This is a genomic window from Caenibius tardaugens NBRC 16725, assembly GCF_003860345.1.
Lineage (GTDB): Bacteria > Pseudomonadota > Alphaproteobacteria > Sphingomonadales > Sphingomonadaceae > Caenibius > Caenibius tardaugens.
On the sequence record NZ_CP034179.1, the window covers coordinates 2,356,292 to 2,376,971 of the forward strand.

The following is a 20,680-nucleotide window of genomic DNA, read 5'->3' on the forward strand; positions in this document are numbered from 1 at the left end:
ACTCAGCTTTTGACTTTGTCCTGAAAACTTTTGCGCAGCTTCATCAGTTTGGGCGGGATTACCGCGAGGCAATAGGGATTGCGCTGCCCTTCGCCTTCCCAATATTCCTGATGGTATTCCTCCGCCGGATACCATGTGGCAGGGCCTTCGATCGTGGTCACCACCCGTCCGCCATGGTCCGCATTGGCGCGGGCAATGGCGGCTTCTGCCCCGGCGCGCTGGCTTTCATCCAGCGGGAAGATCGCCGAACGGTACTGCGTGCCGATATCGTTGCCTTGGCGGTTCAGCTGCGTCGGATCGTGCGTTGCCATAAACACGTCGAGCAGATCGGCATAGGACAGCACGGCAGGATCGTAATCGATCATGATCGCTTCGGCATGGCCGGTCTGGCCGGAACAGACCGCGCGATAGGTCGGTTCGGGCACCGAGCCGCCGATATAACCGCTTTCCACGCCTTTCACGCCGATCACATCACGGAATACCGCTTCGGTGCACCAGAAGCATCCGCCCGCCACAATCGCCGTATCCATCCGCCTGTCCAATCCTGTCCGTTCTGCTGTTGTTGCAGCAAGATAGGATGGGATGGCGCGCTTGTCATGGTTTCAGACCCGTCTAAACTGCCCCGGCCTGGCAGGAGAGACGAGATGCGCCGATTCCTGGTTATGATGACAGCCGTTTTCGGCCTGTCCTCGCCCCCACTTGTCGCGGAAGAACCGGCTGCTGCCGATCCGCCGGTCTGCGCCGCGTGCGAAGCGGTTATGGAACTGGCGCTGGCCGATCCGCGCCGAACCGATGACCGCGCGCGTGATGCCTATCGCCACCCAGCGGCGACATTGGCGTTCTTCCGCGTCGTTCCGGGCATGACCGTGGTGGATTACGCCCCGTCGGGCGGGTGGTGGACCCGCATTCTGGTGCCCTATCTGGGCAAGGACGGACACTATATCGGGCTCAATCCTGATGTCCGGCAGGGTGACGAACAACAGAAACGCTATTTCGGCGGGCTGGGGGCGGCATTCCCGGCCAAAGCGGCGGAATGGACAGGCGTGCCCGCGTCCCGCATCGCCGCCTACAATGCGGATGATGTGCCTGCCGCGCGCAATGGCACAGTCGACCGTGTGCTGATGTTCCGGATGCTGCACAATCTGCAGCGGATGGGTCTGCTCGATGCGGAACTCGCCACCATTCATCGCCTGTTGAAGCCCGATGGCCTGCTGGGCATCGAACAGCATCGCGCCAAAGCCGATGCGCCGGACGCCTATGTCGATGGCAGCAAGGGGTACCTGCGTCAGGCGGATGTGATTCGCCGGGTAGAAGCGCAGGGTTTCAAACTGGTCGCGGCAAGCGAGATCAACGCCAATGCGGCGGACAGTGCCGATTATCCCGAAGGGGTATGGGAACTGCCGCCTTCCTTGCGCACGAAGCGCGAAGAATTGAAGGCAATCGGCGAAAGCGACCGGATGACGCTTCTGTTCCGCAAGACTAGCTGATACAGGGCCGCGCATGGCCGAAATCACTGTTGCCGCATTGCAGCTTGCCCTTGGCTCTGACGACGAGCAGGCGAACATTGCTGCCGTTTCCGCTCTGGTGGAGGAGGCGGCCGGAAAAGGCGCGCAGATCATCCTTCCGCCCGAACTGTTTTCGGGGCCCTATTTCTGCAAGGTGGAGGATGAGGCGCTGTTTGCCCTCGCTCGCCCCACTGCGGCGCACCCTTCGGTCGTGGCGATGCAGGCGCTCGCCGCGAAGCTGAATGTCGCAATCCCGACCAGCTTTTTCGAGCGGGACGGGCATCATTACTACAATACCCTGGCGATGATCGGGCCGGACGGCGCGATTATGGGCACCTATCGCAAGAGCCATATTCCCGATGGCCCGGGGTACGAGGAAAAGTATTATTTCCGCCCCGGAAATGACGGGTTCAAAGTGTGGGACGTATTCGGCACGCGCATTGGCGTGGGTATCTGCTGGGATCAGTGGTATCCCGAATGCGCGCGCGTGATGGCGCTGATGGGCGCTGAACTGCTGTTTTATCCCACGGCCATCGGTTCGGAACCCTACGATGCCGATCTCGATACCAGCCGCATGTGGCGGCGGGCGATGCTGGGCCATGCCGTGTCGAACTGCATGCCGGTGATCGCCGCCAACCGGATCGGCACGGAACAGGACCAGCGGTTCTACGGTCACAGCTTCATTACTGACGAATGGGGCGATTTTTCCGCCGCGTTCGGTGCGGAAGAAAGTGGCGTTCTGATCGCCACTGTCGACCGCGACCGGGCGGCCAGGCATCGGGCGGGCATGGGTTTCTTCCGCGATCGCCGCCCCCACCTCTACGGACGGATCGCGCAGGATATCTGAACGGTTGGGCGCGCATCTCTACCTCGTTGCGCTGGGGTCCAATGTCCGGCACCCCCGATACGGCGCACCGCGGGCGGTGTTGCGCGCGGCCTTTGCCGCACTGGATCGCGGCCCCTTGCAACTCGTGCGCGCCGCACGTGTGATTGAAACCGCCCCGCTCGGCCCTTCGCGCAGGCGTTATGCCAATGCCGTGGCGCTGGTGCGCAGCGATTGCACACCCCCTGAGATGTTGCACGAACTGCACCGGATCGAAGCGGCCTTCGGTCGCCGCCGCATGGGCGCCCGCTGGGGGGCACGTGTGCTCGATCTCGATATCGTGCTGTGGGATGGGGGGGCATATGCCGTGTCGGGGCTGACGATACCGCACGCCGCATTCCGTCAGCGTGATTTTGTTCTGGGCCCTGCGCGGCAGATTGCGGGGGATTGGCGCGATCCGATCAGTGGATTGACGATTTATCAGCTTTTTGCCCGCTTGACCCGGAACCGTCCGCTCCCTAGGGCAGCGACGTGGTCGGGCCCTTAGCTCAGTCGGTAGAGCAACTGACTTTTAATCAGTAGGTCGCTGGTTCGAACCCAGCAGGGCTCACCACATTTTCCAAATAATACAGGATTTCCCCGGTCGTTTTTTTGCGGCAGGCGGGATCGCACCTTCGGGCGTGAACCGGGTGAATCGCGCAAGGCGATCATGACAGGCCGTTGCGGCCGCAATTTTCACGATAGGCGCTGGGCGTGATGCCGGTATGGCGGCGGAAGGCCATGGAAAACACGCCCTGGCTCGCAAAGCCGAGATCGAACGCGATCACTTTCATCGGCAGGGCGGTTTCGGCCAGCAGGTGCCTGGCCTTGTCCATGCGCCGTTCTTCAACCCAGTGGCGGACCGTGCGACCGGTTGTTTCCCGGAACAGGGTGGTGAAACGGCGCGGGCCGATCCCGCATTGGCGCGCCATATCCGAAATCGACGGGGCGCGGCCGGGTATCTCTTCGATGTAGCTTTCCAGCCGGCGCAGTTGCGCCACGCTCAATTTTCCGCGCGGTGCGGTGTCGGTGGGGCTTGGCCCGCCGAGCAAGCGCGACAGTTCCGCCAGCGCGGTCAGGCAGACGCCTTCGACCATGGTATCGGTGGCGAATCCCGGTGATTGCAGTTCATGGGCGAGGCGACGCAGCAACAGATCGAGCGCGCCGCCCGCCCGTCCGCCAACGTTCAATGTCCGCAGCAACTGGTGGGTGCTCCACCCCCCGTCCGAGCGCGTGACCCGGTCGAACAGTGTCTGGTCGAACATGCAGCTCAACACCAGTGGCTGGCCGCCATCGCCCTGAAACCGGCAATCGACACTGGCTGGGGTGAACACGATATTGCCAAGATCGTGATAGGGCGAACCGAGATTTTCGTAGCGGCCGATCCGGCGTATGACCGGGGGAACGAACATCATGCTGAGGATAGGGCGATCCTCGTGGACCATGAAATCGGTGGGTTTCGGCAGGTTGTAACGCCGGAACTGCACTTCGATGCCGGGCACGCGGCTGTGCAGGAGCACCGCCCATTCTGGCTGGATCATAAGCCCTGTCGCTCCTCTCCCCCGCGGCCGGATCGCCCTGTCCGTTTGCCGGTCAGGCATCGCGGCCTTCATGGCGCCACGATGCCCGGCGGCAGTTTATGCGCGTATCGCTTGCCTCGCAATGCCTACCATTCTTGCGCGAATCATGAAGGGCTCTCTGCCCGCCAGACGACCGGGCAATCATCGTGATCGAGGATCGATCCCGGTTCGATCCGTTCGTGATGGGGTTTGCGCGGCGCGCCCCGGCGCAGCTTGTATCGCGCGTCATCGCCGCAATAACGCACCGACATGGCGCGCCGGCGTGCAGATAGCGAATGATTGCCGTCGGCTCCGTGCAAGGTTAGCGCATGATGCACCGTAATGTCCCCCGGTTCGGTATCGAAACAGAGGATTTCGGCATTGCGCCGGTCGGTGTGAAAATCGGGTGCGTCGTCCCCATCGGTATCGGGCATGGATTGCGTGGATACGAAGTAGTTCGGACGGTAGAGTTTGCGCCACAGATGGCTGCCTTTGACGAATTGCAGCGCCCCGGTTTCCGGCCGCACCGGATCGAGCGGTATCCACGTCGTGCACAACTGGTCGCCTTCCACGTGGAAGTAGGATAGATCCTGGTGGAAGGCGGTCTTGTCGGTCGCGCCCGGTTCCTTCACCAGCATGCTGTCTTCATACAGGTTGATCTTGGTGGCGCGCAGCAGGCGCCCGGCAATGGCGGGCAGGGGGGATTCGCAGGCGAACCGGCGGCAAATGTCATCCTTCTGCCAGTGATCGGTGCCGCCGTAGAAATGGCCTTTGGGTTTGCTGCGGGGCTTGCCCGGGTCCACCGTTTCCTCGCCAAATGCGGTCAGGCTGAAGGCGCGTTCCGAATGGAGATAGTGCTCCACCGCATCGGCCAGCATGGCCAGCCACCCTGCGGGCATGATCGCGCGCAGACACACCACCCCATCGCGCCAGAACGTCTTCACTTCTTCGTCGGTCACATCGCGAAGCGGTGTCAGATCACCATAGGTCATTCAAAAGTCCACTTTCAGTTCAACGCCCCAACGCCGGGGCATGCCATAGGTTACGCCGGCAAAGCCAAGACTGCCGAAATCGATGCCCGAAGTGCGCAACTGGTCGTTCAGCAGGTTTTCGCCAAAGACCGAGGCTTCCAGTTTCGCGCCGCCCAGCGCGATGTCGCTCAACGATAACCGGGCGCTGAGCAGGTTCTGCCCCGGATCGCGGATCGCCTCGTTCAGCGGATTGGCGTTGGGCAGGGTCAGCGCGAAGAAATGGCGCTTGCTGCTGTAGCTGTAATCGCCCCGCAGCACGAGTTTCCCGAAGTCGAGCGGCACGGTGTAATCTCCGCCAAGATGGATCGACCAGTTGGGAACATAGGGGAAATAACCCTGATCCGCGTAATTTTTGAGAGTCAGCGGATCGGCCGCATCGGGATAGGGGAACTGTTTGTAGCGCGGCTTCACATAGCCCAGGCTGGCATCCAGCCCCAGCGCGGACACCGGGCGTGCGATCACTTCGAGTTCGAACCCGGTATATTCGGCAGAGGCATTGCGGGTCGAACCGCTGAATACCCCGGCGAACTGGGCCACCTGCAGGTTCTTGTACACCGTGTGGAAGGCGGCGCCATTGATGCGCAACCGCCGGTCGAACAGGTCGGATTTGAACCCGGCTTCATAACTCGTCGCCTTTTCCGGGCGATAGGCGAAGGGGTCGGTGGGCGTGGTTGCGCGGCCGTTGAAACCGCCGGAGCGATACCCCGTGCCAACGCGGGCATAAGTCATGAATTCGGGGGAGAAGCGGTACTTGATCGTGCCGTTGAAGGAGAAGTTGTCGAACTTCGATTTGCCCACACGTTCGAGCGCCGCGCCGCCGATGGACACGGGATTATCCTGATGGATACGCCGCCGGTCCACCGTGTAGCGGGCCCCTAATGTCAGTTCGAGCGGATCGCTGGCCTGATAGCTGACCTGCCCGAATACCGCCCAGGATTTGCTGACCCCGTCATAATAGGTTTCCGGCGAGAGGTTCAGCCCGGCGGGGCCCGGCAGCGGGAACGTCAGGTAGCTGATGTTGTGTTCCGCGACCTTTTCGCGGAAGTAATAGAGCCCCGCGACGTAGCTCCAGCGGTCGCTCTTGCCGAGAATCTGGAATTCCTGCGAGAACTGCGACTGGCGCTGGCGGTTGTCGGAATAGAAGGTGTGCACCGGTTCGACACCCAGCGGGGCATAAGTCACCGGATCGAGTACGAAGCCGAGCATGCCGGGCGTGGTGTAGCTGTTGGGCTGGAATCCGGTCCATTTGCGCCATGATGTGATCGATTTGAGTGAAATTTCGGGTGAAGCGACATATTCCAGCGTCAGCGCATGGCCCTGCGTTTCGTTGCGCATGCGCAGCCCGGTGTAGCGCAGCGGCAGGGTGGACAGGCGCTTGTTCCCGGTCACGATCGCGCTGCCGCCAAAGAAGGGCGAGGCCCCGAAAAATGCAGCAGCGGTGTCGGACAGGGCAACGACCTGGAAGCCGGGCTGTTGCCCGCGCATCAGGCTGTAATCGAAGGCATAATCGATAGTCAGCGGGCCATAGGACCCGTTAACGCGCAACCACGCGGAATCTCCGCGCAGCGATCCCGGATCGTTGCGCGAAGGGGCGAAGGGATTGTCGACATAGCCGTTGCGTTGCTGGCGCATATAGGCGCCCTTGATCGCGATCCCGGTTCCGCCGATCCGCCCGGTATCCAGCATGACCCGCGCTTTCAGTTCCTCGAACCGGCCGTAACTGATCCGGGCCGATCCGCCCGGTTCCTCGGCAGGGGCGCGGCTTACGATGCTGATCGCCCCGCCCGTCGTGTTCCGGCCGAACAGGCTGCCCTGCGGCCCGCGCAGCACTTCCACCCGTTCGATATCGATCAGGCTGATATTGCTGGCGGCATTGCGCCCCATATAGACCCCGTCGATATAGATCCCGACGGGGGAATCGAGCGTTAGCAGCGGGTCCTGATTGCCGATCCCACGGATAAACGGGGCCAGCGCGGTAAGGCTGCCCGGCGTGACGGACAGGACGACATTGGGGGTGACCTGCGCGATCTTGTCGATCTGGCTGGCATTCAGCCGGTCCAGCGTGGCGGAAGACAGCGCCGATATGGACAGCGGCGTATCCTGCATGGTTTCACGCTGGCGTCGCGCGGTGACGACGATATCCTCGATACCGGTTGCCGTCGGCGCGGTGTCGCGCGGTTGTTCCTGTGCCCGTTCCTGTTGCTGTGCCTGTGCCGCGCCGCTGAAAAGCAGCGAAGCGACGCCACACAGCAGTGCGGCCCGTTTGTATCTGACCATAGCCCTCTCCCCGGGATGTATGCTTTGCCCGTACTATGCCGCGTCATCCGTGGGACGGGGCCGATTTCGTTTCGTTTTCCCGGCAATCCTTTCATTGAACCGCACGTTTTTCCGGCAATTGCGGGTGTTTGGATGGATTGCGCGGCGCACTTATTGCCAAATGGCATATAATATCCTATATCCTGCCAATAGGAGACGCCTATGTTGCAGGAAATCCCCCGGACCGGCGCGGAACCGCACAACCCGCAGATCACCCCTGCGGAAGCGCAGGCTGCCGCGCGTGCAGTGATCAACCTGTTCGCGCGTTGGGATCTGACCGATGATGAAGCCTGCCAGATTCTCGGGGGGCTGTCGGCCCGCACATATGCCCGGTGGAAGAAGGGGGATATTGGCCGGATCGATCGCGATCTCGCCACGCGGCTTTCGCTGCTTCTCGGTATGCACAAGGCGTTGCGCTATCTCTATCGCGATGCGGATCAGGCCTATGCCTGGGTGAAGAAGCCGAATACCGCGTTTTTCGGGCGGCGTGCACTGGATGTCATGCTGGATGGTTCGATCTTCGCAGTGCAGCGCGTCCGTGCCTATCTCGATGCGGAGCGTGGCGGCTGGTGAGCGGGCATGGCGTGGCGTTGCCGGATATCCATGTGCGCTGGGATCGCGCCTGTCGCCTGATCCGTTCGATCCATCCGCCGATCGATCTGTTCGAGGATATTGCCGACCCGCGTGACTGGGAAGCATTGGCCTCGGTCGAAAGCAAGACCAACCCGCGGCTTGTCGAAAGCATGGGCCAGATCGATCTGGTGCCGGTGGAACGGCGTGTGGCCGGCCCCGGCGCAAGCCTGGTCATGGCCCCTTTCGTGCATGTCAGCCCGGATCGGCCGGGCCGCTTCACCACCGGGCATTACGGGGTCTACAGCGCAGGCAACAGCGAGGAGGTCGCACTGCGCGAAGTCGCCTGGCATCAGGCGCGGTTGATGCGCAGCACCGGCGAAAAGGCGGGATGGCATTCGCAATTCCGCATGCTGATAGGGCAGGTAGACCATCTGTTCGTGGATTTGCGCGGGCGCCCCGAATACCATAGCCCCGATGACTGGAGTGTGCCGCAGGCCATGGCCGGCACCTTGCGCGCGGCAGGGGCGGACGGGGTGCATCATCAGTCGGTACGCTGCCCCGATGGCCTGTGTATCGGCGCGTTCTGGCCGGATGTGGTGGGCCTGCCCCAGCAGGCCGACCATTACGAACTGCATTGGGACGGGGTGCGTGTTGACCGCGTGCTGAACCGGCGGACCAAAGGCGAATTTGCATTGGTGTAATCACACCATCCGAACGGATGAAGTCCGAGTTCCCGTCTGCTGGCATAATCGCGATGCAGGAATTGAGATTGGGAGAGTGTTTGTGACCCTTCAAACCAGACCTCTGGGCAGCATCGGCATGGAAGTGATCGGGCTGGACCCTGGCCAGCCGATCGATACGGCAACGGCGGCGGAATTGCAGGCCCTGTGGTATCAGGCCGGGGTGCTGCTGTTTCGTGGTATGGGCACATCGGCGGAAGCCTTGCTCGATCTCAGCCGTTGTTTCGGTGAACTGGAACCGCATCCGATCGAACAGATTCGCATGCCCGACTATCCCGAATTGATCGAACTGACCAATCGCGATGGACCGAAGGGCCCGGTCTATGCCTATGATGGCGTGCCGACTTATGGCCGGATTCCCTGGCACACCGATCTCGCGTTTCAGCCCGTGCCCAATGCCGGGGCGCTGCTCAATATGGTGCACCGCGCGGAACAGGGCGGGATGACCGCATGGCTGGATACGACCAGCGCTTATGAAAGCCTGAGCGATGACCTGAAGCAGCGACTGGACGGGCTGGAGGCACGGTTCGAATTCTGCGCCGATCTCGGCAGAATGCGCTTTCGCAATCCGGGTGGTACGCGGGTCGGCACCTCCGCCGCGAAATTCCCGGATTACCCCGCGCTTGCCCGCCCCATTGTCGCCCGCCATCCGCAGACGGGCAATGTGGTGATGAATGTGTGTCCGCTGAACATTCAGGGCATTGTCGGGATGGATCAGGCGCAAGGCGATGCCCTGATCAACGAACTGATCGATGCCGTGGTCCAGCCGCAATTCATTTACGAACATGATTGGGGCACCAACGACATCGTGCTGTGGGATAACTACCGCATGATGCATGCCGCCGCCGGGCATCCGCTGGATGTTCTGCGCATTGCACGCCGTTCGACCCTGCGCGGGAACGCCGTGATGGGGCGTGTGCTGGAAACCGCCGAGATCGCGGCATGAGCGCGTATGATCTGGTGATCCGTGGCGGCCTGATCGTCGATGGATCGGGCGGGGAACCGTTCCTTGGCGATGTCGCCGTACGTGAAGGCCGGATTGCCGCAGTGGGGCAAGGGCTGGACAAGGGCGCGCAGGAAATCGACGCCACGGGCAAAGTGGTGACCCCGGGCTTTGTCGATGTGCATACCCATTACGATGGTCATGTGACGTGGGAACAGCGGCTGAAACCGTCGTCGTTCCACGGCATCACCACGGCGGTCATTGGTAATTGCGGGGTGGGTTTCGCACCCTGCCGTCCGGGTGAACGCGACACCCTGATCCGCCTGATGGAAGGGGTTGAGGATATCCCGTTCCCGGTGCTGGCTACAGGCCTGCCGTGGACCTGGGAAACCTATCCCGAATATCTCGATTTCCTGGCTTCGCGCACGTTCGACATGGACGTGGCCTGCTATGTCCCCCATGCGGCCTTGCGCGTTTATGTGATGGGCGAACGCGGGGCCAACCGTGAACAGGCCACGGCGGAGGATATCGCCGAAATGCGGGCCCTGTTTGGCGAAGCGCTGGACAAGGGCGCGATTGGCATCGGCACCTCGCGCACGCTGTTCCACCGTTCGAGCGACGGCAAACCGATCCCCACGCTGGAAGCTGGCGAGGCCGAACTGCTCGGCTTTGCGGATGAAATGCGGCAGCGTGGCAAAGGTGTGTTCCAGATCGTGGAAGACATGCAATTGCCCGAAACCACGCTGCACAATGTCATCAGCATTGCGGAACGATCGCAGCGCCCGGTGACCTTCACCATCGGCACACCCAACGATGGCCCGCAGGTGTGGCGCCGTCATCTGGGCGATCTGGAAGCCGCCAACGATCGTGGTCTGACCGTGCGTGGGCAGGTGCTGCCGCGCGGTGTGGGGATGATGCTGGGCCACCAGTTGACCCTGAACCCGTTCTATTCGACCCCGACCTATACCGCGCTTGCCCCGTTGCCCCTGCCCGAACGGCTGGTGGAACTGCGAAAGCCCGCCGTGAAAGCGACGATCCTGTCGGAATCGCTCGATCCCGATGCGGCATCGATGCTGGGCCGCATGGTCCGCCAGTTCGGCACCATGTTCGAACTGGGCAATCCGCCCAATTACGAACAGCCGCCTGAAAACAGCATTGCCGCACGCGCTGCGCACGAAGGGCGCTCACCGGAAGATCTGGCCTACGATCTGCTGTTGCAGCCCGATGCCATGCTCTATCTTGCCATGGCGAACTTCACCGACGGGAATCTCGATTCCGTTGGCGAACTGATGCGCCACCGCGATGTCGTGCCCGGGCTGGGTGATGGCGGGGCGCATTGCGGGACGATCTGCGACGGCAGCTATTCGACCTATATGTTGATGCACTGGGTGCGCGACCGGGGCGATGGGCGCGTATCGCTGGCCGATGCGGTGCGCTGGCTTTCGCATGATACGGCAACCCTGATGGGGCTGGATGACCGTGGGCTGATCGCACCGGGTCTGCGCGCCGATATCAATGTGATCGATCTGGATGCGCTCTATCTCCATGCCCCCGAGGTGACCCATGATTTGCCGGGGGGCATGCCCCGACTGGTGCAGCGGGCGGAAGGCTATGCGGCGACAATCGTGCACGGCACGCCGGTCTATCGCGATGGCCAGCCGACCGGCGATCTGCCCGGCCGACTGATCCGCGCGGGCGCGGCATAACCTGGTGTGGTGGCAAGGCTTTGCGATCTTGCCACCATGCGTCAACGGTTCTATCTTCGCATTTGCGACAGGTTCCCCACAAGGGATTGAATGGGAATTCGGGTGCAAAACCCGGGCTGCCCCTGCAACTGTAAGCGGATAGTCACAGGCCAAATGCCATTGGGATCGTCCAGATTCTGAGAAGGCGGCCTGGATGGCAACGACCCGCGAGCCAGGAGACCTGCCTGCCGCAGTCGTTCTTCGTCTGGACAGGGGGTTCCGGCCGAACGGGGGGTCCCCTGCGCAACGGCATCCATACCTCGCACGGCCCTGCCGTGAACGGACTGCCGGATTGTCGGTATGTTCGCCACGGCGCGGTTTGTGGGGTCTCGACCTTGCCTTGGGGGGAGCCGTTTATGCCTGAATGCCATGTTGTACCTGCACCGTGCCGCGCAAAGCCGCTGGAGAGGCACCTGTGACTCTCACGCCCGTAGCGACCGGTCCAGCCATCGTGGTGTGCAGCACTTGCCGTGCTGCGCCAAACCAGCGTGTCGATACCCAAGGCAGCACCGGCGGTGCACGTCTGGTCGCAGTCCTGCGTGCGGTGCAGCAGGCCGATCCGCATTATGCCGGGATCGCGGTGCAGGATATGCCATGCCTGTTCGCCTGTTCGCGCCATTGTGTCGTGTACATCCGTGCGCCCGGTCGCATCGGTTACGTGCTGGGCGATTTCACGCCGGACGAGGCGGCGGCACGGGCCATTCTCGATTATGCGGTCCATCACGCAGCGAGCAGCGAAGGGATCGTGGACTATGCCGACTGGCCCGAAGGGGTGAAGGGGCATTTTCTTGTCCGCACGCCGCCCGAAGGGTTTGTCGCATCATGATCCCGGCTGCGGATGCACCCGCCTTCTCCGCGGTGCGGAGGCCGTCCCTCCCACAAGCCTGTGATGCGGTCCGCGCCAGATCGCTGCCCTCTGGTTTCCTGTGGGGCGGGGCGTGATGAAGGGCTTCACCTGGGAAGACGGGTGGCCGTGGATCGATCTGGCCACGGGGATCAACGGACAGGCATGGCCGGGGGCAGAAGCGATCGCGGCCCATTGGCATGGTGCGCCCGATGCCGATGCGCTGGCCGATCTGGAACGGGCTGCGGCAGACTATTTCGGCGCGGATATTGCCTGTCTGTGCGCCATTCCGGATAGCGGGACGGGTTCGAATCTGCTGCACGATCTGCTCGATCTGCCCGTGCGCCATGTCAGCCCGACAGCGCCGGCAGGCGCCACGGTTGGCCGGGAACCCCCGGTGCTGGCGTCTTTCGATGCCCCGTTGCACGAACCGGTGACCGTGATTGCGGCCAATCCTGACAATCCCCATGGACGGATCATGCCCGCCGATCGCGTGGACGAATGGCTGGGCTGGCAGGAGGCCACGGGCGGCTGGCTGGTGATGGATGAAACCTGTGCCGATGCGACCCCCGATATCAGCGTCGCGCAGCTGGTTGGCGCAGATCGCAGACTGGTGGTCGTGCGGACGTTCAGCGCGTTTTTCGGGGTACCCGGCGTGCGGCTCGGTTTCGTTATTGGACCGCCTGCGGTCGTGGGAGCCTTGCGCCACCGCCTGCGCAACTGGCCGTTTTCCGCAGCGGCGATTGCCATTGGAACGGCGGCTTATCGGGATGCCGCGTGGATCGCACAGACGCGCAAGGGGATGATGGAACGGGCGGCCGGGCTGGATGCCATGGTATGGCGGCATGGGCTGCAACCGGAAGGCCGCTGTCCGCTGTTCCGGTTTGTGCGGTGCGATGATGCGCAGGCGCTGTTTCACCAGCTGTTCCGTTACCGGATTTTGACCCGGCTGTTTGAGGGCTATCCCCGGCAGTTGCGCATCGGCGTGCCCGCAAATCCGGAAGAATGGGATCGGCTGGACCGGGCGCTGGGCGGCATCCATGCGGCCGGCGATACGGTTGCCCATAGCAGGAGGCCGTAGCAGAAGAGATGTTATGGCTGGTTTGATGTTGCAGGGCACAGGGTCCGATGTGGGCAAGTCGGTGCTGGTCGCGGGCCTGTGCCGGGTATTGGCCAATCGCGGGATCAGCGTGCTCCCGTTCAAGCCGCAGAATATGTCCAATAATGCGGCGGTAACGGCCGATGGTGGAGAAATCGGGCGGGCGCAGGCGCTGCAGGCGCTCGCCGCGCGCGCAGAATTGCACACCGATATGAACCCGGTCCTGCTGAAACCGCAGGCCGATCGGACCTCGCAACTGATTGTCCATGGCAAAGTGCGCGGCACGCTCGGTTCCGGCAATTTTCGCGAAGCCCGACGCGGCCTCCTGCCCGAAGTGATGGAAAGCTATCGCAGGCTTGCCGCCCGGTGCGATCTGGTGCTTGTCGAAGGGGCGGGATCGCCTGCCGAGATCAATCTGCGTGCGGGCGATATCGCCAACATGGGGTTTGCGCACGAAGCGGGGGTGCCGGTGGTGCTGGTCGGCGATATCGACCGGGGTGGGGTGATCGCGGCAGTGGCAGGGACGCGCGCGGTGCTCGATCCCGATGATGTCGCGATGATCCGGGGGTTCATCATCAACAAGTTTCGCGGCGATCCGGCCCTGTTTGCCGATGGGTATGCGGCGATAGAGACGCTTACGGGGTGGCACGGCTATGGGCTGGTGCCGTGGCTGTCCGCCGCGGCGCGCCTGCCCAGCGAAGACGCCGTCGTGCTGGAACGCGTGCGCCCCGGCACGGCGGAACGCAAACTGGTGGTCTGCCCGATCCTGCCGCGTATCGCCAATTTCGATGATCTCGATCCGCTGAAGCTGGAGCCGGGGATTGAACTGGCGATGATCCCGCCGGGGCAACCCATTCCCGCCGGGGCGGCGCTGGTTATTCTGCCCGGCTCCAAGGCGACGATTGCCGATATGCAGGCCTTGCGCGAACAAAGCTGGGATATCGACATTCTGGCCCATGCCCGGCGGGGCGGGGCGGTTCTGGGCATTTGCGGCGGGTACCAGATGCTCGGCCGGGCGATCGCGGATCGGCAGGGGATTGAAGGGCCGCCGGGCGAAGTGGCCGGGCTTGGCCTGCTCGACGTGACGAGTGAACTGGAAGGGGACAAGATCTTGTGCCCTGTCTCGGGCACGGCGCTGGGTGTGCCGCTGCATGGTTACGAAATGCATATGGGGCGCACCGACGGACCGGATACGGTGCGGCCTTTCGCCGTGCTGGGCGATGGCCGGGCGGATGGCGCGATCAGTGCCCAGGGCCGCGTGATCGGCACTTATTGCCATGGCCTGTTCGGGGCCACTGCCTTGCGCGGACAACTGCTCCAGTGGATCGGGGCGCAGTCGCAGGGGGTGGATTACGCGCAGACGGTGGATGCCGCGCTCGACGCCATTGCGCAGGACCTGGAACAGCATCTCGATATCGAGGGGCTGTTGCGGCTCGCCCGGCAGGGCGCGGCATAGCCCGCTGCGCAGGGGCGCCGCGCGACTATATCCGAAACGGATGCACTTGTGCGGGGGCACGGCTTGATCCCTTTACCACTGCCCGTCTAGCGTTTTTGCGCGGACGGGATTTCCCCGGTGCGATGGCGCACCGGGAACCCGTGTTTGCCATCTATTGGGGGACATGCGGGGTATGGGGCCCGATCGTGCGCTGAATCTGCTGGATGCGATGCTGTGGAATGCGGCGTGGATTGCCGCCCCTGTCCTGCTGGCCACACTGGCCGTGGGGCTGGTCGTGTCGGTGTTTCAGGTCGCCACGCAGATTCAGGAAATCACGCTCAGTTATGTGCCCAAGATGATTGTGGCCGTGGTTCTGCTGATCGCGCTGGGTCCGTGGATGCTGGCGCGGCTGACCGGTTTCGCCCGCGGGCTTTACCTCACGATCCCGACACTGGGTGGATAGGAGCGGCGTGGACGGGATGGTCACGCATCTGGTCGCGGCGCTGCTGGTCGCGCTGCGGCTCGCGCCTGCGCTGGCCTATGGCGGGCCGTTCACCTTGCTGCGTATTCCGGTGCCCGTGCGGGTATTGCTGGGCTTGTCGCTGGCGCTGTGGCTGGTCACGGCCCGGCCCGATGCCACGATCGCCGCCGTGAAGGCAGGCCATGCACTGCCGGGCCTCGCCGCCGGGGAACTGTTCGTCGGCATGGCCGTGGCGCTGTGCTTGCAACTGGCCTTTGCGGCCATTCTCTGGGCCGGGCGGGCTATCGATATTCAGGCGGGGTTCGGGCTCGGAACCGTGGCCGATCCCGTCACGCAGACGGAAATGCCGCTTGCGGGCACCGTATTCGCCTATGCCGCCGCGGCGGTATTTTTCACCATGGGCGGGATGCACGATCTGCTTGCGCTATGGGCGGCGTCGTTCGATGCGCTGCCGTTGGGGCACGGCATTCTGGCGGGCGATATGCAGGCCTTGATGGTGCTTGTCGGCACGCTGTTCGCCATGGGGCTGGGCCTGTTCGGCGTGATCATGCTGGTGCTGTTCCTGCTCGATCTGACCATTGCCTTCCTGTCGCGCACCCTTCCGCAAATGAACGTTATGATGTTGGGCTTTCAGGTGAAAGCCATGGCCACGCTGGTCATGCTGCCGGTGGCCCTGGCCCTTTCTGGCGGGCTGTTCCTGCGCTTGCTGCGTTTCGCGCTGGAAAGCGCGCCGGGCCTGATCGGGCAAGCGGGCTTTCCGGGATGAGCGAGCAGGAACAGAACCGTAGCGAAGAAGCGACCCCGTTCAAGCTGCAGCGCGCCCGCGAAAAGGGGCAGGTCGCGCGCGGCATGGATCTGGGCTTTGTGGGCAGTCTGCTGGCCTTTTTCGCCTTTCTGCTGGTGGCAGGGGATGCCTTCGCCGGGCGCTTGATGGCGCTCATGCGCCTGTCCTTTACCAGCGGGATCGATCGCACGGCACACCCGATGGCCGTGCTGGGCACGATCGAGGCAATCTACTGGCAGGCGTTTCAGCCGTTGTTCGTGCTGGGTGCGATTATTGCCGTGGTGCTGATCTTTCTCGAACTGCTGCAACTGCGGGGTTTCCTGTTCTCCATGGCCCCGCTGAAGCCCGATTTTACCCGACTCAATCCAGCCAAGGGGCTGAAACGCCTGTTTTCGCTGCGCATGGTGAAGGAAACGCTGAAAAACGTCATCAAGATGGCGGTCTATACGGCGGTTACCTGGCTGGTGATCACCGGCGCAATCGCGACATTCGGTGATTCCGTGCAGGATGCCCCGGCGCTGGCCCGGGCGATGGAGGGCGCGGGGCAACGGCTGTTGTTCGCATTCCTCGGCGTTGCGGCGTTGTTCATGGTGCTGGATCAGGTGATCGTGCGCGGGGAATTCCGCAAACAGATGCGGATGAGCCGCCGCGAAGTGACCCGCGAAAACCGGGAACGGGAGGGCGAACCGCGCCTCAAGCAGAAACGGCGCGAACTGCACGGGGCGATGCGGCAACAGTCGGAAGGGCTGCGCAAGCTGGCGGGTTCGGATTTCCTTGTGACCAATCCCGAACATTTCGCCGTGGCGCTGGCTTACGATCCCGATGCGATGGATGCGCCTGTGGTGCGCGCCAGCGGGCGCAATCATTTCGCGCAATTGCTGAAGCGCAAGGCCCGGCTGCTGGGCATTCCGGTGATTGCCGATCCGGCACTGGCCCGCGCGCTGTTTCGCGATTGCGCGCCCGGGCGGCCCGTTCTGCCGCAGCATTTCCATGGTGTGGCGCGCCATTATGCGCGCCTGCGCGAGCCGCCGCCTGCCAGTGATGTGGCCGCAAACCTTGCCGAACCACCAGCCGAAAGTATGACCGATCATGGGTAAGCTCTTTGACGGAAACAAGGATCTCGTGCTGGTTCTCGGCACGATCATGATCCTGCTGATCCTGTTTTCTCCGATCCCGCCCGCGATGCTCGATCTGGCGATCATCATCAATTTCGGCTTCGGACTGACGATCATGCTGCTGACGTTCTACGTCACCAAGCCGGTCGAATTCTCGACTTTCCCTTCGCTTCTGCTGGTGGCCACGCTCTATCGCCTTTCGCTCAATGTCGCGGCGACGCGGCTGATCCTGACTGACGCGGATGCCGGTCATGTGATCGAGGCGATTGGCAATTATGCCGTTCAGGGCAATTTCGTGATCGGGCTGGTCGTCTTCACCATTCTGGTGGTGGTGCAATATGTGGTGGTGACATCGGGTGCGCAGCGCGTGTCCGAAGTTGCGGCGCGCTTCACGCTCGATTCCATGCCGGGCCAACAGATGAGTATCGATGCCGATCTCAATCTCGGCCTGATCACCCAGCAGGAAGCGATCGACCGCCGCGCCGAACTGGAAAAGGAAGCCTCGTTCTATGGCGCAATGGACGGGGCGAGCAAGTTTGTGAAAGGCGATGCCATCGCCGGGATCATCATTCTGCTGATCAATATCATCGCCGGGCTGATCGTGGGCGTGGTGCAGATGGGGATGACTTGGGGCGACGCTCTGCATCGCTTCACCCTGCTGACCATTGGCGACGGGATCGCCACGCAATTGCCCGCGCTGATTATCTCCATCGCCACGGGGATCATCGTCACCCGGTCTTCCGCCGACAAGCAGTTGAGCGCGGAAATCTTTCGCCAGCTCGCGTCGGAACCCCGGATTCCCCTGATCGTGATGGCGGTGATGGTGGCGCTGATGCTGCTGCCGGGCATGCCCAAGTGGCCGATAGCGGTGATTGCCGGGATCGCCCTTATTGCATGGTTGCGCATCCGCCGCCTGCGCCGCGCCGCGGCGGAAGGGGCAGTGCCCGAGGATGATGCACCCGATACGCCGCTGCCCGGCAAGCTCGCTCCCGCACTGGAAGTGGCCTTCGGCAGCCAACTGGCCGAGGCATGGGGCGCGAAGAAGGCGCTGTTGCTGGACCGGATCGCCAGCAGCCGCGTGGCGCATGAAAGGATGTTCGGCATTGCCTTTCCGACGGTCCGCTTCATCGATGCGAACGATATCGGCACGCTCGATTACCGCATCGCGATCCATGGCGTCACTTATGGCAACGGGCAGCTCTATCCGCATCGCATGCTGGCGATCGCCCAGCGTGACGATGCCCCGCGTATGGCCGGGATCGAAGGGCGCGATCCCGCATTTGGCATCCCCGGCCTGTGGATCGAACCCGATCTCGCGCGCGATGCCACCGAGGCGGGCTATAGCGTGATCGATCCCGAAACCGTGCTGATCACCCATTTCGGCCAGATCATGAAAATGGAAGTGGCCACATTGCTGACCCGCGCGGTGACGGGCGATCTGCTGGACCAGTTGCGTACCCGGCAACCGGGGCTGGTGGAAGAACTGGTGCCCAACGTAATGACCATTTCGGATGTGCAGCGCATTTTGCAGAACTTGCTGCAGGAACGGGTATCGATCGCCAATCTCGATCTGATTGTCGAAACGCTGGTGGATGTGGGCCGGACGGAACGCGATCCGCTGGCACTGACCGAACAGGTCCGTCAGGCGCTCAGCACGGCGATCTGCAACGGATTGCGCGGCCACAATGCGCAGCTTTCCGTCCTCAGTCTCGATCCGCGGCTGGAAAACCAGATCATTGCGGGCTTGAACACCCGCGAGGCGAGCGCACTGGGCATCGAACCACGTCTTGCCGAACAGTTGCTGCGCAAGCTCGCCCCTCTGGCAGAAGCGATGTTGCGGCAGGGCAAGGCCCCGGTCCTGCTCTGCGCCGGGCCGATCCGGCGGATCTTGCTCAAGCTCACGCAGCGTTCGATCCCGCAGCTGGCGATCCTCTCGGTCGATGAAATTCCCCTGCGCCTTGCGCTTCAGTCTTTCGATATGGTCAAGCTGGAGGCATGAGAGCGTCCCTATGCATGTAAAGGATAGTCCCCGTGGCGGCTGACGGTGAAGTGCGTGAAGCGCGTGAACGGCTGGATCGGCTGCTGGGCTATCTCGCGCAGGACCGGCATAACCCGGCCTTGCTGCGCGATGCCGCCGCTGCGGCGATGGCAGCGCAGGATTTCGCGCAGGCGGGGCAAGTGCTCGCTGTGCTGGACGACATCGGGCAGGCTACACTGGCGGACCGCAATCTTGCCGGTCTTGCCGCGATGCAGGGCGGGCAGGCCGGGCAGGCGGCGGACATCTTCTCCGCGCTTCTCGCGGAACACCCGGACGATCCGGGCCTGCGTTTCAACCTGGCCTGGGCGCTTGCGCTGACGAAGGATTATGCCGCTGCAGGCGCGCTGCTGGACGATCGGCTGACGGCCGCGCTGCCGCAGGCGGCGCTGCTCGATGTGCAATTGCTCCACGATGCGGGGGCGTTTGAACAGGGTGCGGAACGCGCACGGGTGCATATCGCCAACCATCCCGATTATCCGCCGCTGCTGGCCGCTGTATCGGTGCTCGCGCTCGATGTGGAAGATCAGGAACTGGCGCGCCATTGCGCGGTCATGGGTGGGGCGCATCCCGATGCACTGACCACGCTCGGCACCCTGACACTGGGCGATATGGACCATGCCGGGGCACAGGGGCTGTTTGAACGTGCGCTTGCCACCGATCCCGAAAGCCCGCGGGCATGGATCGGCCTCGGCCTTGCCCGCCTTGCCGCGGGGGACGGGGCGGCGGCTGGCCCGATGCTGGACAAGGGCGCGGGCCTGTTCGGGGATCATCTTGGCAGCTGGATCGCGGCGGGATGGGCCTATCTGCTGGCGGGCGATTATGGACGGGCGCGCGAACGGTTCGAACATGCGCGTCAGATTGATCCCGCCTTCGCGGAAAGCCATGGCTCGCTGGCCGTGATGGATATCTTGGCAGGCGATGGGGAAGGTGCCGGACGCCGGGTGGAAATTGCCTCGCGGCTGGACCGCGAAAGCTTCTCCACCGCCTTTGCCCAGGCGCTGCTCCTGTCCGCTGCAGGCGATACGGAGAAGGCGGAACGGATTGTCGCCTTGGCGCTCAAGCAACCGCTGGACGCCAGCGGCCGCACGCTTGCCGACGCGCTGGCGCGGCTGGCGCGCTAGGGCCAATCGACATTCAGCCCTGACGGCCTGCAAATGGCGCTCTCCCGTGCTTCCGGTGCTCACGTACTTGGCGTATGCTGCGCTCCGGCTCACGAAAAATCACCATTTTCGGCTCATCATTATTTGAATGTCGATTGGCCCTCGGACTGGCGCACGGCGGCCAGCGATTGCGCCAGCAAGGGGCCGGTCTGTGCATCGTTGGCGATCATTCGGTGCACCTGATCCACAATCCGTGCGAATTTGGGTTCGCTGGCCAGCACTTCGCCAAATTCTTCGGTCAGCAGCGCGCGGACCAGCGCCTTGCCGAGATCGTCATCCGGCAGGTTGTCGAGCGCGGCAAGCGCCGTAACCCGGGTGAGCGGGCTCTGGCGCTGCGCGGCGCTTTTGCCCGTGGCTGCGGCGCGGGTGCCTTGGGTGTTCTTGCCGAGCCGCTGCAATTGCTGGCGCAGCAGATGCATGATCTGGTCGGTCTGGGTCACGCGGGTCATG

At 63.2% G+C, this 20,680-nt stretch carries 20 protein-coding genes, 1 tRNA gene and 1 riboswitch; of the genes, 16 read left to right on the forward strand and 5 right to left on the reverse strand.

The window, feature by feature from the left end; genetic code table 11:
* Positions 1 to 2: 2 nt before the first annotated feature.
* On the reverse strand, positions 3 to 530 hold the full coding sequence (gene msrA, locus EGO55_RS10870) for a peptide-methionine (S)-S-oxide reductase MsrA (RefSeq protein ID WP_021691621.1): 528 nt from the start codon (positions 528 to 530) through the stop codon (positions 3 to 5).
* A 114-nt stretch (positions 531 to 644) separates the two neighbouring features.
* On the opposite strand from msrA, the gene EGO55_RS10875 reads away from it, so the two are divergent.
* From EGO55_RS10875 to EGO55_RS10890, 4 genes are all read left to right on the forward strand, one after another.
* Complete coding sequence (locus tag EGO55_RS10875) at positions 645 to 1,487, forward strand: class I SAM-dependent methyltransferase (RefSeq protein ID WP_021691620.1); 843 nt, start codon at positions 645 to 647, stop codon at positions 1,485 to 1,487.
* 13 nt (positions 1,488 to 1,500) lie between these two features.
* On the forward strand, positions 1,501 to 2,352 hold the full coding sequence (gene aguB, locus EGO55_RS10880) for an N-carbamoylputrescine amidase (RefSeq protein ID WP_021691619.1): 852 nt from the start codon (positions 1,501 to 1,503) through the stop codon (positions 2,350 to 2,352).
* Positions 2,353 to 2,356: 4 nt separating this feature from the next.
* Positions 2,357 to 2,875, forward strand: coding sequence for a 2-amino-4-hydroxy-6-hydroxymethyldihydropteridine diphosphokinase (gene folK, locus EGO55_RS10885; RefSeq protein WP_021691618.1), 519 nt, complete (start codon positions 2,357 to 2,359; stop codon positions 2,873 to 2,875).
* A tRNA-Lys gene (locus tag EGO55_RS10890) sits at positions 2,866 to 2,941 on the forward strand. The genes folK and EGO55_RS10890 overlap by 10 nt, the downstream gene beginning before the upstream one ends.
* A 94-nt stretch (positions 2,942 to 3,035) precedes the next feature.
* On the opposite strand, the gene EGO55_RS10895 is transcribed toward EGO55_RS10890, so the two are convergent.
* The 3 genes from EGO55_RS10895 to EGO55_RS10905 form a co-directional block, all read right to left on the reverse strand.
* A complete protein-coding gene (locus EGO55_RS10895) occupies positions 3,036 to 3,908 on the reverse strand; it encodes a helix-turn-helix transcriptional regulator (RefSeq protein WP_021691617.1) in 873 nt (290 codons plus the stop codon).
* 143 nt (positions 3,909 to 4,051) lie between these two features.
* Positions 4,052 to 4,918: a phytanoyl-CoA dioxygenase family protein gene (locus tag EGO55_RS10900; protein ID WP_021691616.1), complete on the reverse strand. Its 867-nt coding sequence runs from the start codon at positions 4,916 to 4,918 to the stop codon at positions 4,052 to 4,054.
* The gene (locus tag EGO55_RS10905; RefSeq protein ID WP_021691615.1) at positions 4,919 to 7,234 is read right to left on the reverse strand and encodes a TonB-dependent receptor; all 2,316 of its coding nucleotides are present in this window, start codon (positions 7,232 to 7,234) and stop codon (positions 4,919 to 4,921) included. It abuts the gene before it with no gap.
* Positions 7,235 to 7,435: 201 nt separating this feature from the next.
* On the opposite strand from EGO55_RS10905, the gene EGO55_RS10910 reads away from it, so the two are divergent.
* The 12 genes from EGO55_RS10910 to EGO55_RS10965 all read left to right on the forward strand — a co-directional run bounded on the left by EGO55_RS10910 (position 7,436) and on the right by EGO55_RS10965 (position 20,191).
* Positions 7,436 to 7,846 carry an MbcA/ParS/Xre antitoxin family protein gene (locus tag EGO55_RS10910; RefSeq protein WP_021691614.1) on the forward strand — a complete coding sequence of 137 codons (411 nt, stop codon included), beginning with the start codon at positions 7,436 to 7,438 and terminating at the stop codon, positions 7,844 to 7,846.
* Positions 7,843 to 8,547, forward strand: a complete 705-nt coding sequence (locus EGO55_RS10915; protein WP_235694169.1) for an RES family NAD+ phosphorylase — start codon at positions 7,843 to 7,845, stop codon at positions 8,545 to 8,547. The genes EGO55_RS10910 and EGO55_RS10915 overlap by 4 nt, the downstream gene beginning before the upstream one ends.
* Positions 8,548 to 8,629: 82 nt before the next feature.
* Positions 8,630 to 9,532 carry a TauD/TfdA dioxygenase family protein gene (locus EGO55_RS10920; RefSeq protein WP_021691612.1) on the forward strand — a complete coding sequence of 301 codons (903 nt, stop codon included), beginning with the start codon at positions 8,630 to 8,632 and terminating at the stop codon, positions 9,530 to 9,532.
* A complete protein-coding gene (locus tag EGO55_RS10925) occupies positions 9,529 to 11,235 on the forward strand; it encodes an N-acyl-D-amino-acid deacylase family protein (protein ID WP_021691611.1) in 1,707 nt (568 codons plus the stop codon). Before EGO55_RS10920 ends, EGO55_RS10925 begins: the two co-directional genes overlap by 4 nt.
* Positions 11,236 to 11,287: 52 nt before the next feature.
* Positions 11,288 to 11,477, forward strand: a riboswitch (cobalamin riboswitch).
* 161 nt (positions 11,478 to 11,638) lie between these two features.
* On the forward strand, positions 11,639 to 12,100 hold the full coding sequence (locus tag EGO55_RS10930; RefSeq protein ID WP_052023797.1) for a DUF1636 domain-containing protein: 462 nt from the start codon (positions 11,639 to 11,641) through the stop codon (positions 12,098 to 12,100).
* A gap of 115 nt (positions 12,101 to 12,215) precedes the next feature.
* On the forward strand, positions 12,216 to 13,199 hold the full coding sequence (locus EGO55_RS10935) for an aminotransferase class I/II-fold pyridoxal phosphate-dependent enzyme (RefSeq protein ID WP_021691609.1): 984 nt from the start codon (positions 12,216 to 12,218) through the stop codon (positions 13,197 to 13,199).
* Positions 13,200 to 13,212: 13 nt separating this feature from the next.
* Complete coding sequence (locus EGO55_RS10940; protein WP_021691608.1) at positions 13,213 to 14,673, forward strand: cobyric acid synthase; 1,461 nt, start codon at positions 13,213 to 13,215, stop codon at positions 14,671 to 14,673.
* A 172-nt stretch (positions 14,674 to 14,845) separates the two neighbouring features.
* On the forward strand, positions 14,846 to 15,115 hold the full coding sequence (fliQ, locus tag EGO55_RS10945) for a flagellar biosynthesis protein FliQ (protein WP_021691607.1): 270 nt from the start codon (positions 14,846 to 14,848) through the stop codon (positions 15,113 to 15,115).
* A gap of 16 nt (positions 15,116 to 15,131) precedes the next feature.
* Entirely contained in the window at positions 15,132 to 15,899 is a 768-nt protein-coding gene (locus EGO55_RS10950; RefSeq protein ID WP_021691606.1) for a flagellar biosynthetic protein FliR, read from the forward strand.
* A complete protein-coding gene (locus EGO55_RS10955; protein ID WP_021691605.1) occupies positions 15,896 to 17,014 on the forward strand; it encodes an EscU/YscU/HrcU family type III secretion system export apparatus switch protein in 1,119 nt (372 codons plus the stop codon). The genes EGO55_RS10950 and EGO55_RS10955 overlap by 4 nt, the downstream gene beginning before the upstream one ends.
* Positions 17,007 to 19,031 carry a flagellar biosynthesis protein FlhA gene (locus EGO55_RS10960; protein ID WP_021691604.1) on the forward strand — a complete coding sequence of 675 codons (2,025 nt, stop codon included), beginning with the start codon at positions 17,007 to 17,009 and terminating at the stop codon, positions 19,029 to 19,031. Before EGO55_RS10955 ends, EGO55_RS10960 begins: the two co-directional genes overlap by 8 nt.
* A gap of 32 nt (positions 19,032 to 19,063) precedes the next feature.
* Positions 19,064 to 20,191, forward strand: coding sequence for a tetratricopeptide repeat protein (locus EGO55_RS10965; protein WP_021691603.1), 1,128 nt, complete (start codon positions 19,064 to 19,066; stop codon positions 20,189 to 20,191).
* 119 nt (positions 20,192 to 20,310) lie between these two features.
* Here the strand turns inward: EGO55_RS10965 and EGO55_RS10970 are convergent, their stop codons facing one another.
* Positions 20,311 to 20,679 carry a hypothetical protein gene (locus EGO55_RS10970; RefSeq protein WP_021691602.1) on the reverse strand — a complete coding sequence of 123 codons (369 nt, stop codon included), beginning with the start codon at positions 20,677 to 20,679 and terminating at the stop codon, positions 20,311 to 20,313.
* Position 20,680: the final 1 nt, after the last annotated feature.

Bases quoted from the DNA above. Each gene is read 5' to 3' on its own strand.
- msrA (WP_021691621.1), bottom strand. From the start codon at position 530: ATGGATACGGCGATTGTGGCGGGCGGATGCTTCTGGTGCACCGAAGCG.
- EGO55_RS10875 (WP_021691620.1), top strand. From the start codon at position 645: ATGCGCCGATTCCTGGTTATGATGACAGCCGTTTTCGGCCTGTCCTCG.
- aguB (WP_021691619.1), top strand. From the start codon at position 1,501: ATGGCCGAAATCACTGTTGCCGCATTGCAGCTTGCCCTTGGCTCTGAC.
- EGO55_RS10895 (WP_021691617.1), bottom strand. From the start codon at position 3,908: ATGATCCAGCCAGAATGGGCGGTGCTCCTGCACAGCCGCGTGCCCGGC.
- EGO55_RS10900 (WP_021691616.1), bottom strand. From the start codon at position 4,918: ATGACCTATGGTGATCTGACACCGCTTCGCGATGTGACCGACGAAGAA.
- EGO55_RS10905 (WP_021691615.1), bottom strand. From the start codon at position 7,234: ATGGTCAGATACAAACGGGCCGCACTGCTGTGTGGCGTCGCTTCGCTG.
- EGO55_RS10910 (WP_021691614.1), top strand. From the start codon at position 7,436: ATGTTGCAGGAAATCCCCCGGACCGGCGCGGAACCGCACAACCCGCAG.
- EGO55_RS10925 (WP_021691611.1), top strand. From the start codon at position 9,529: ATGAGCGCGTATGATCTGGTGATCCGTGGCGGCCTGATCGTCGATGGA.
- EGO55_RS10930 (WP_052023797.1), top strand. From the start codon at position 11,639: ATGCCATGTTGTACCTGCACCGTGCCGCGCAAAGCCGCTGGAGAGGCA.
- EGO55_RS10935 (WP_021691609.1), top strand. From the start codon at position 12,216: ATGAAGGGCTTCACCTGGGAAGACGGGTGGCCGTGGATCGATCTGGCC.
- EGO55_RS10940 (WP_021691608.1), top strand. From the start codon at position 13,213: ATGGCTGGTTTGATGTTGCAGGGCACAGGGTCCGATGTGGGCAAGTCG.
- fliQ (WP_021691607.1), top strand. From the start codon at position 14,846: ATGGGGCCCGATCGTGCGCTGAATCTGCTGGATGCGATGCTGTGGAAT.
- EGO55_RS10950 (WP_021691606.1), top strand. From the start codon at position 15,132: ATGGTCACGCATCTGGTCGCGGCGCTGCTGGTCGCGCTGCGGCTCGCG.
- EGO55_RS10955 (WP_021691605.1), top strand. From the start codon at position 15,896: ATGAGCGAGCAGGAACAGAACCGTAGCGAAGAAGCGACCCCGTTCAAG.
- EGO55_RS10960 (WP_021691604.1), top strand. From the start codon at position 17,007: ATGGGTAAGCTCTTTGACGGAAACAAGGATCTCGTGCTGGTTCTCGGC.
- EGO55_RS10970 (WP_021691602.1), bottom strand. From the start codon at position 20,679: ATGACCCGCGTGACCCAGACCGACCAGATCATGCATCTGCTGCGCCAG.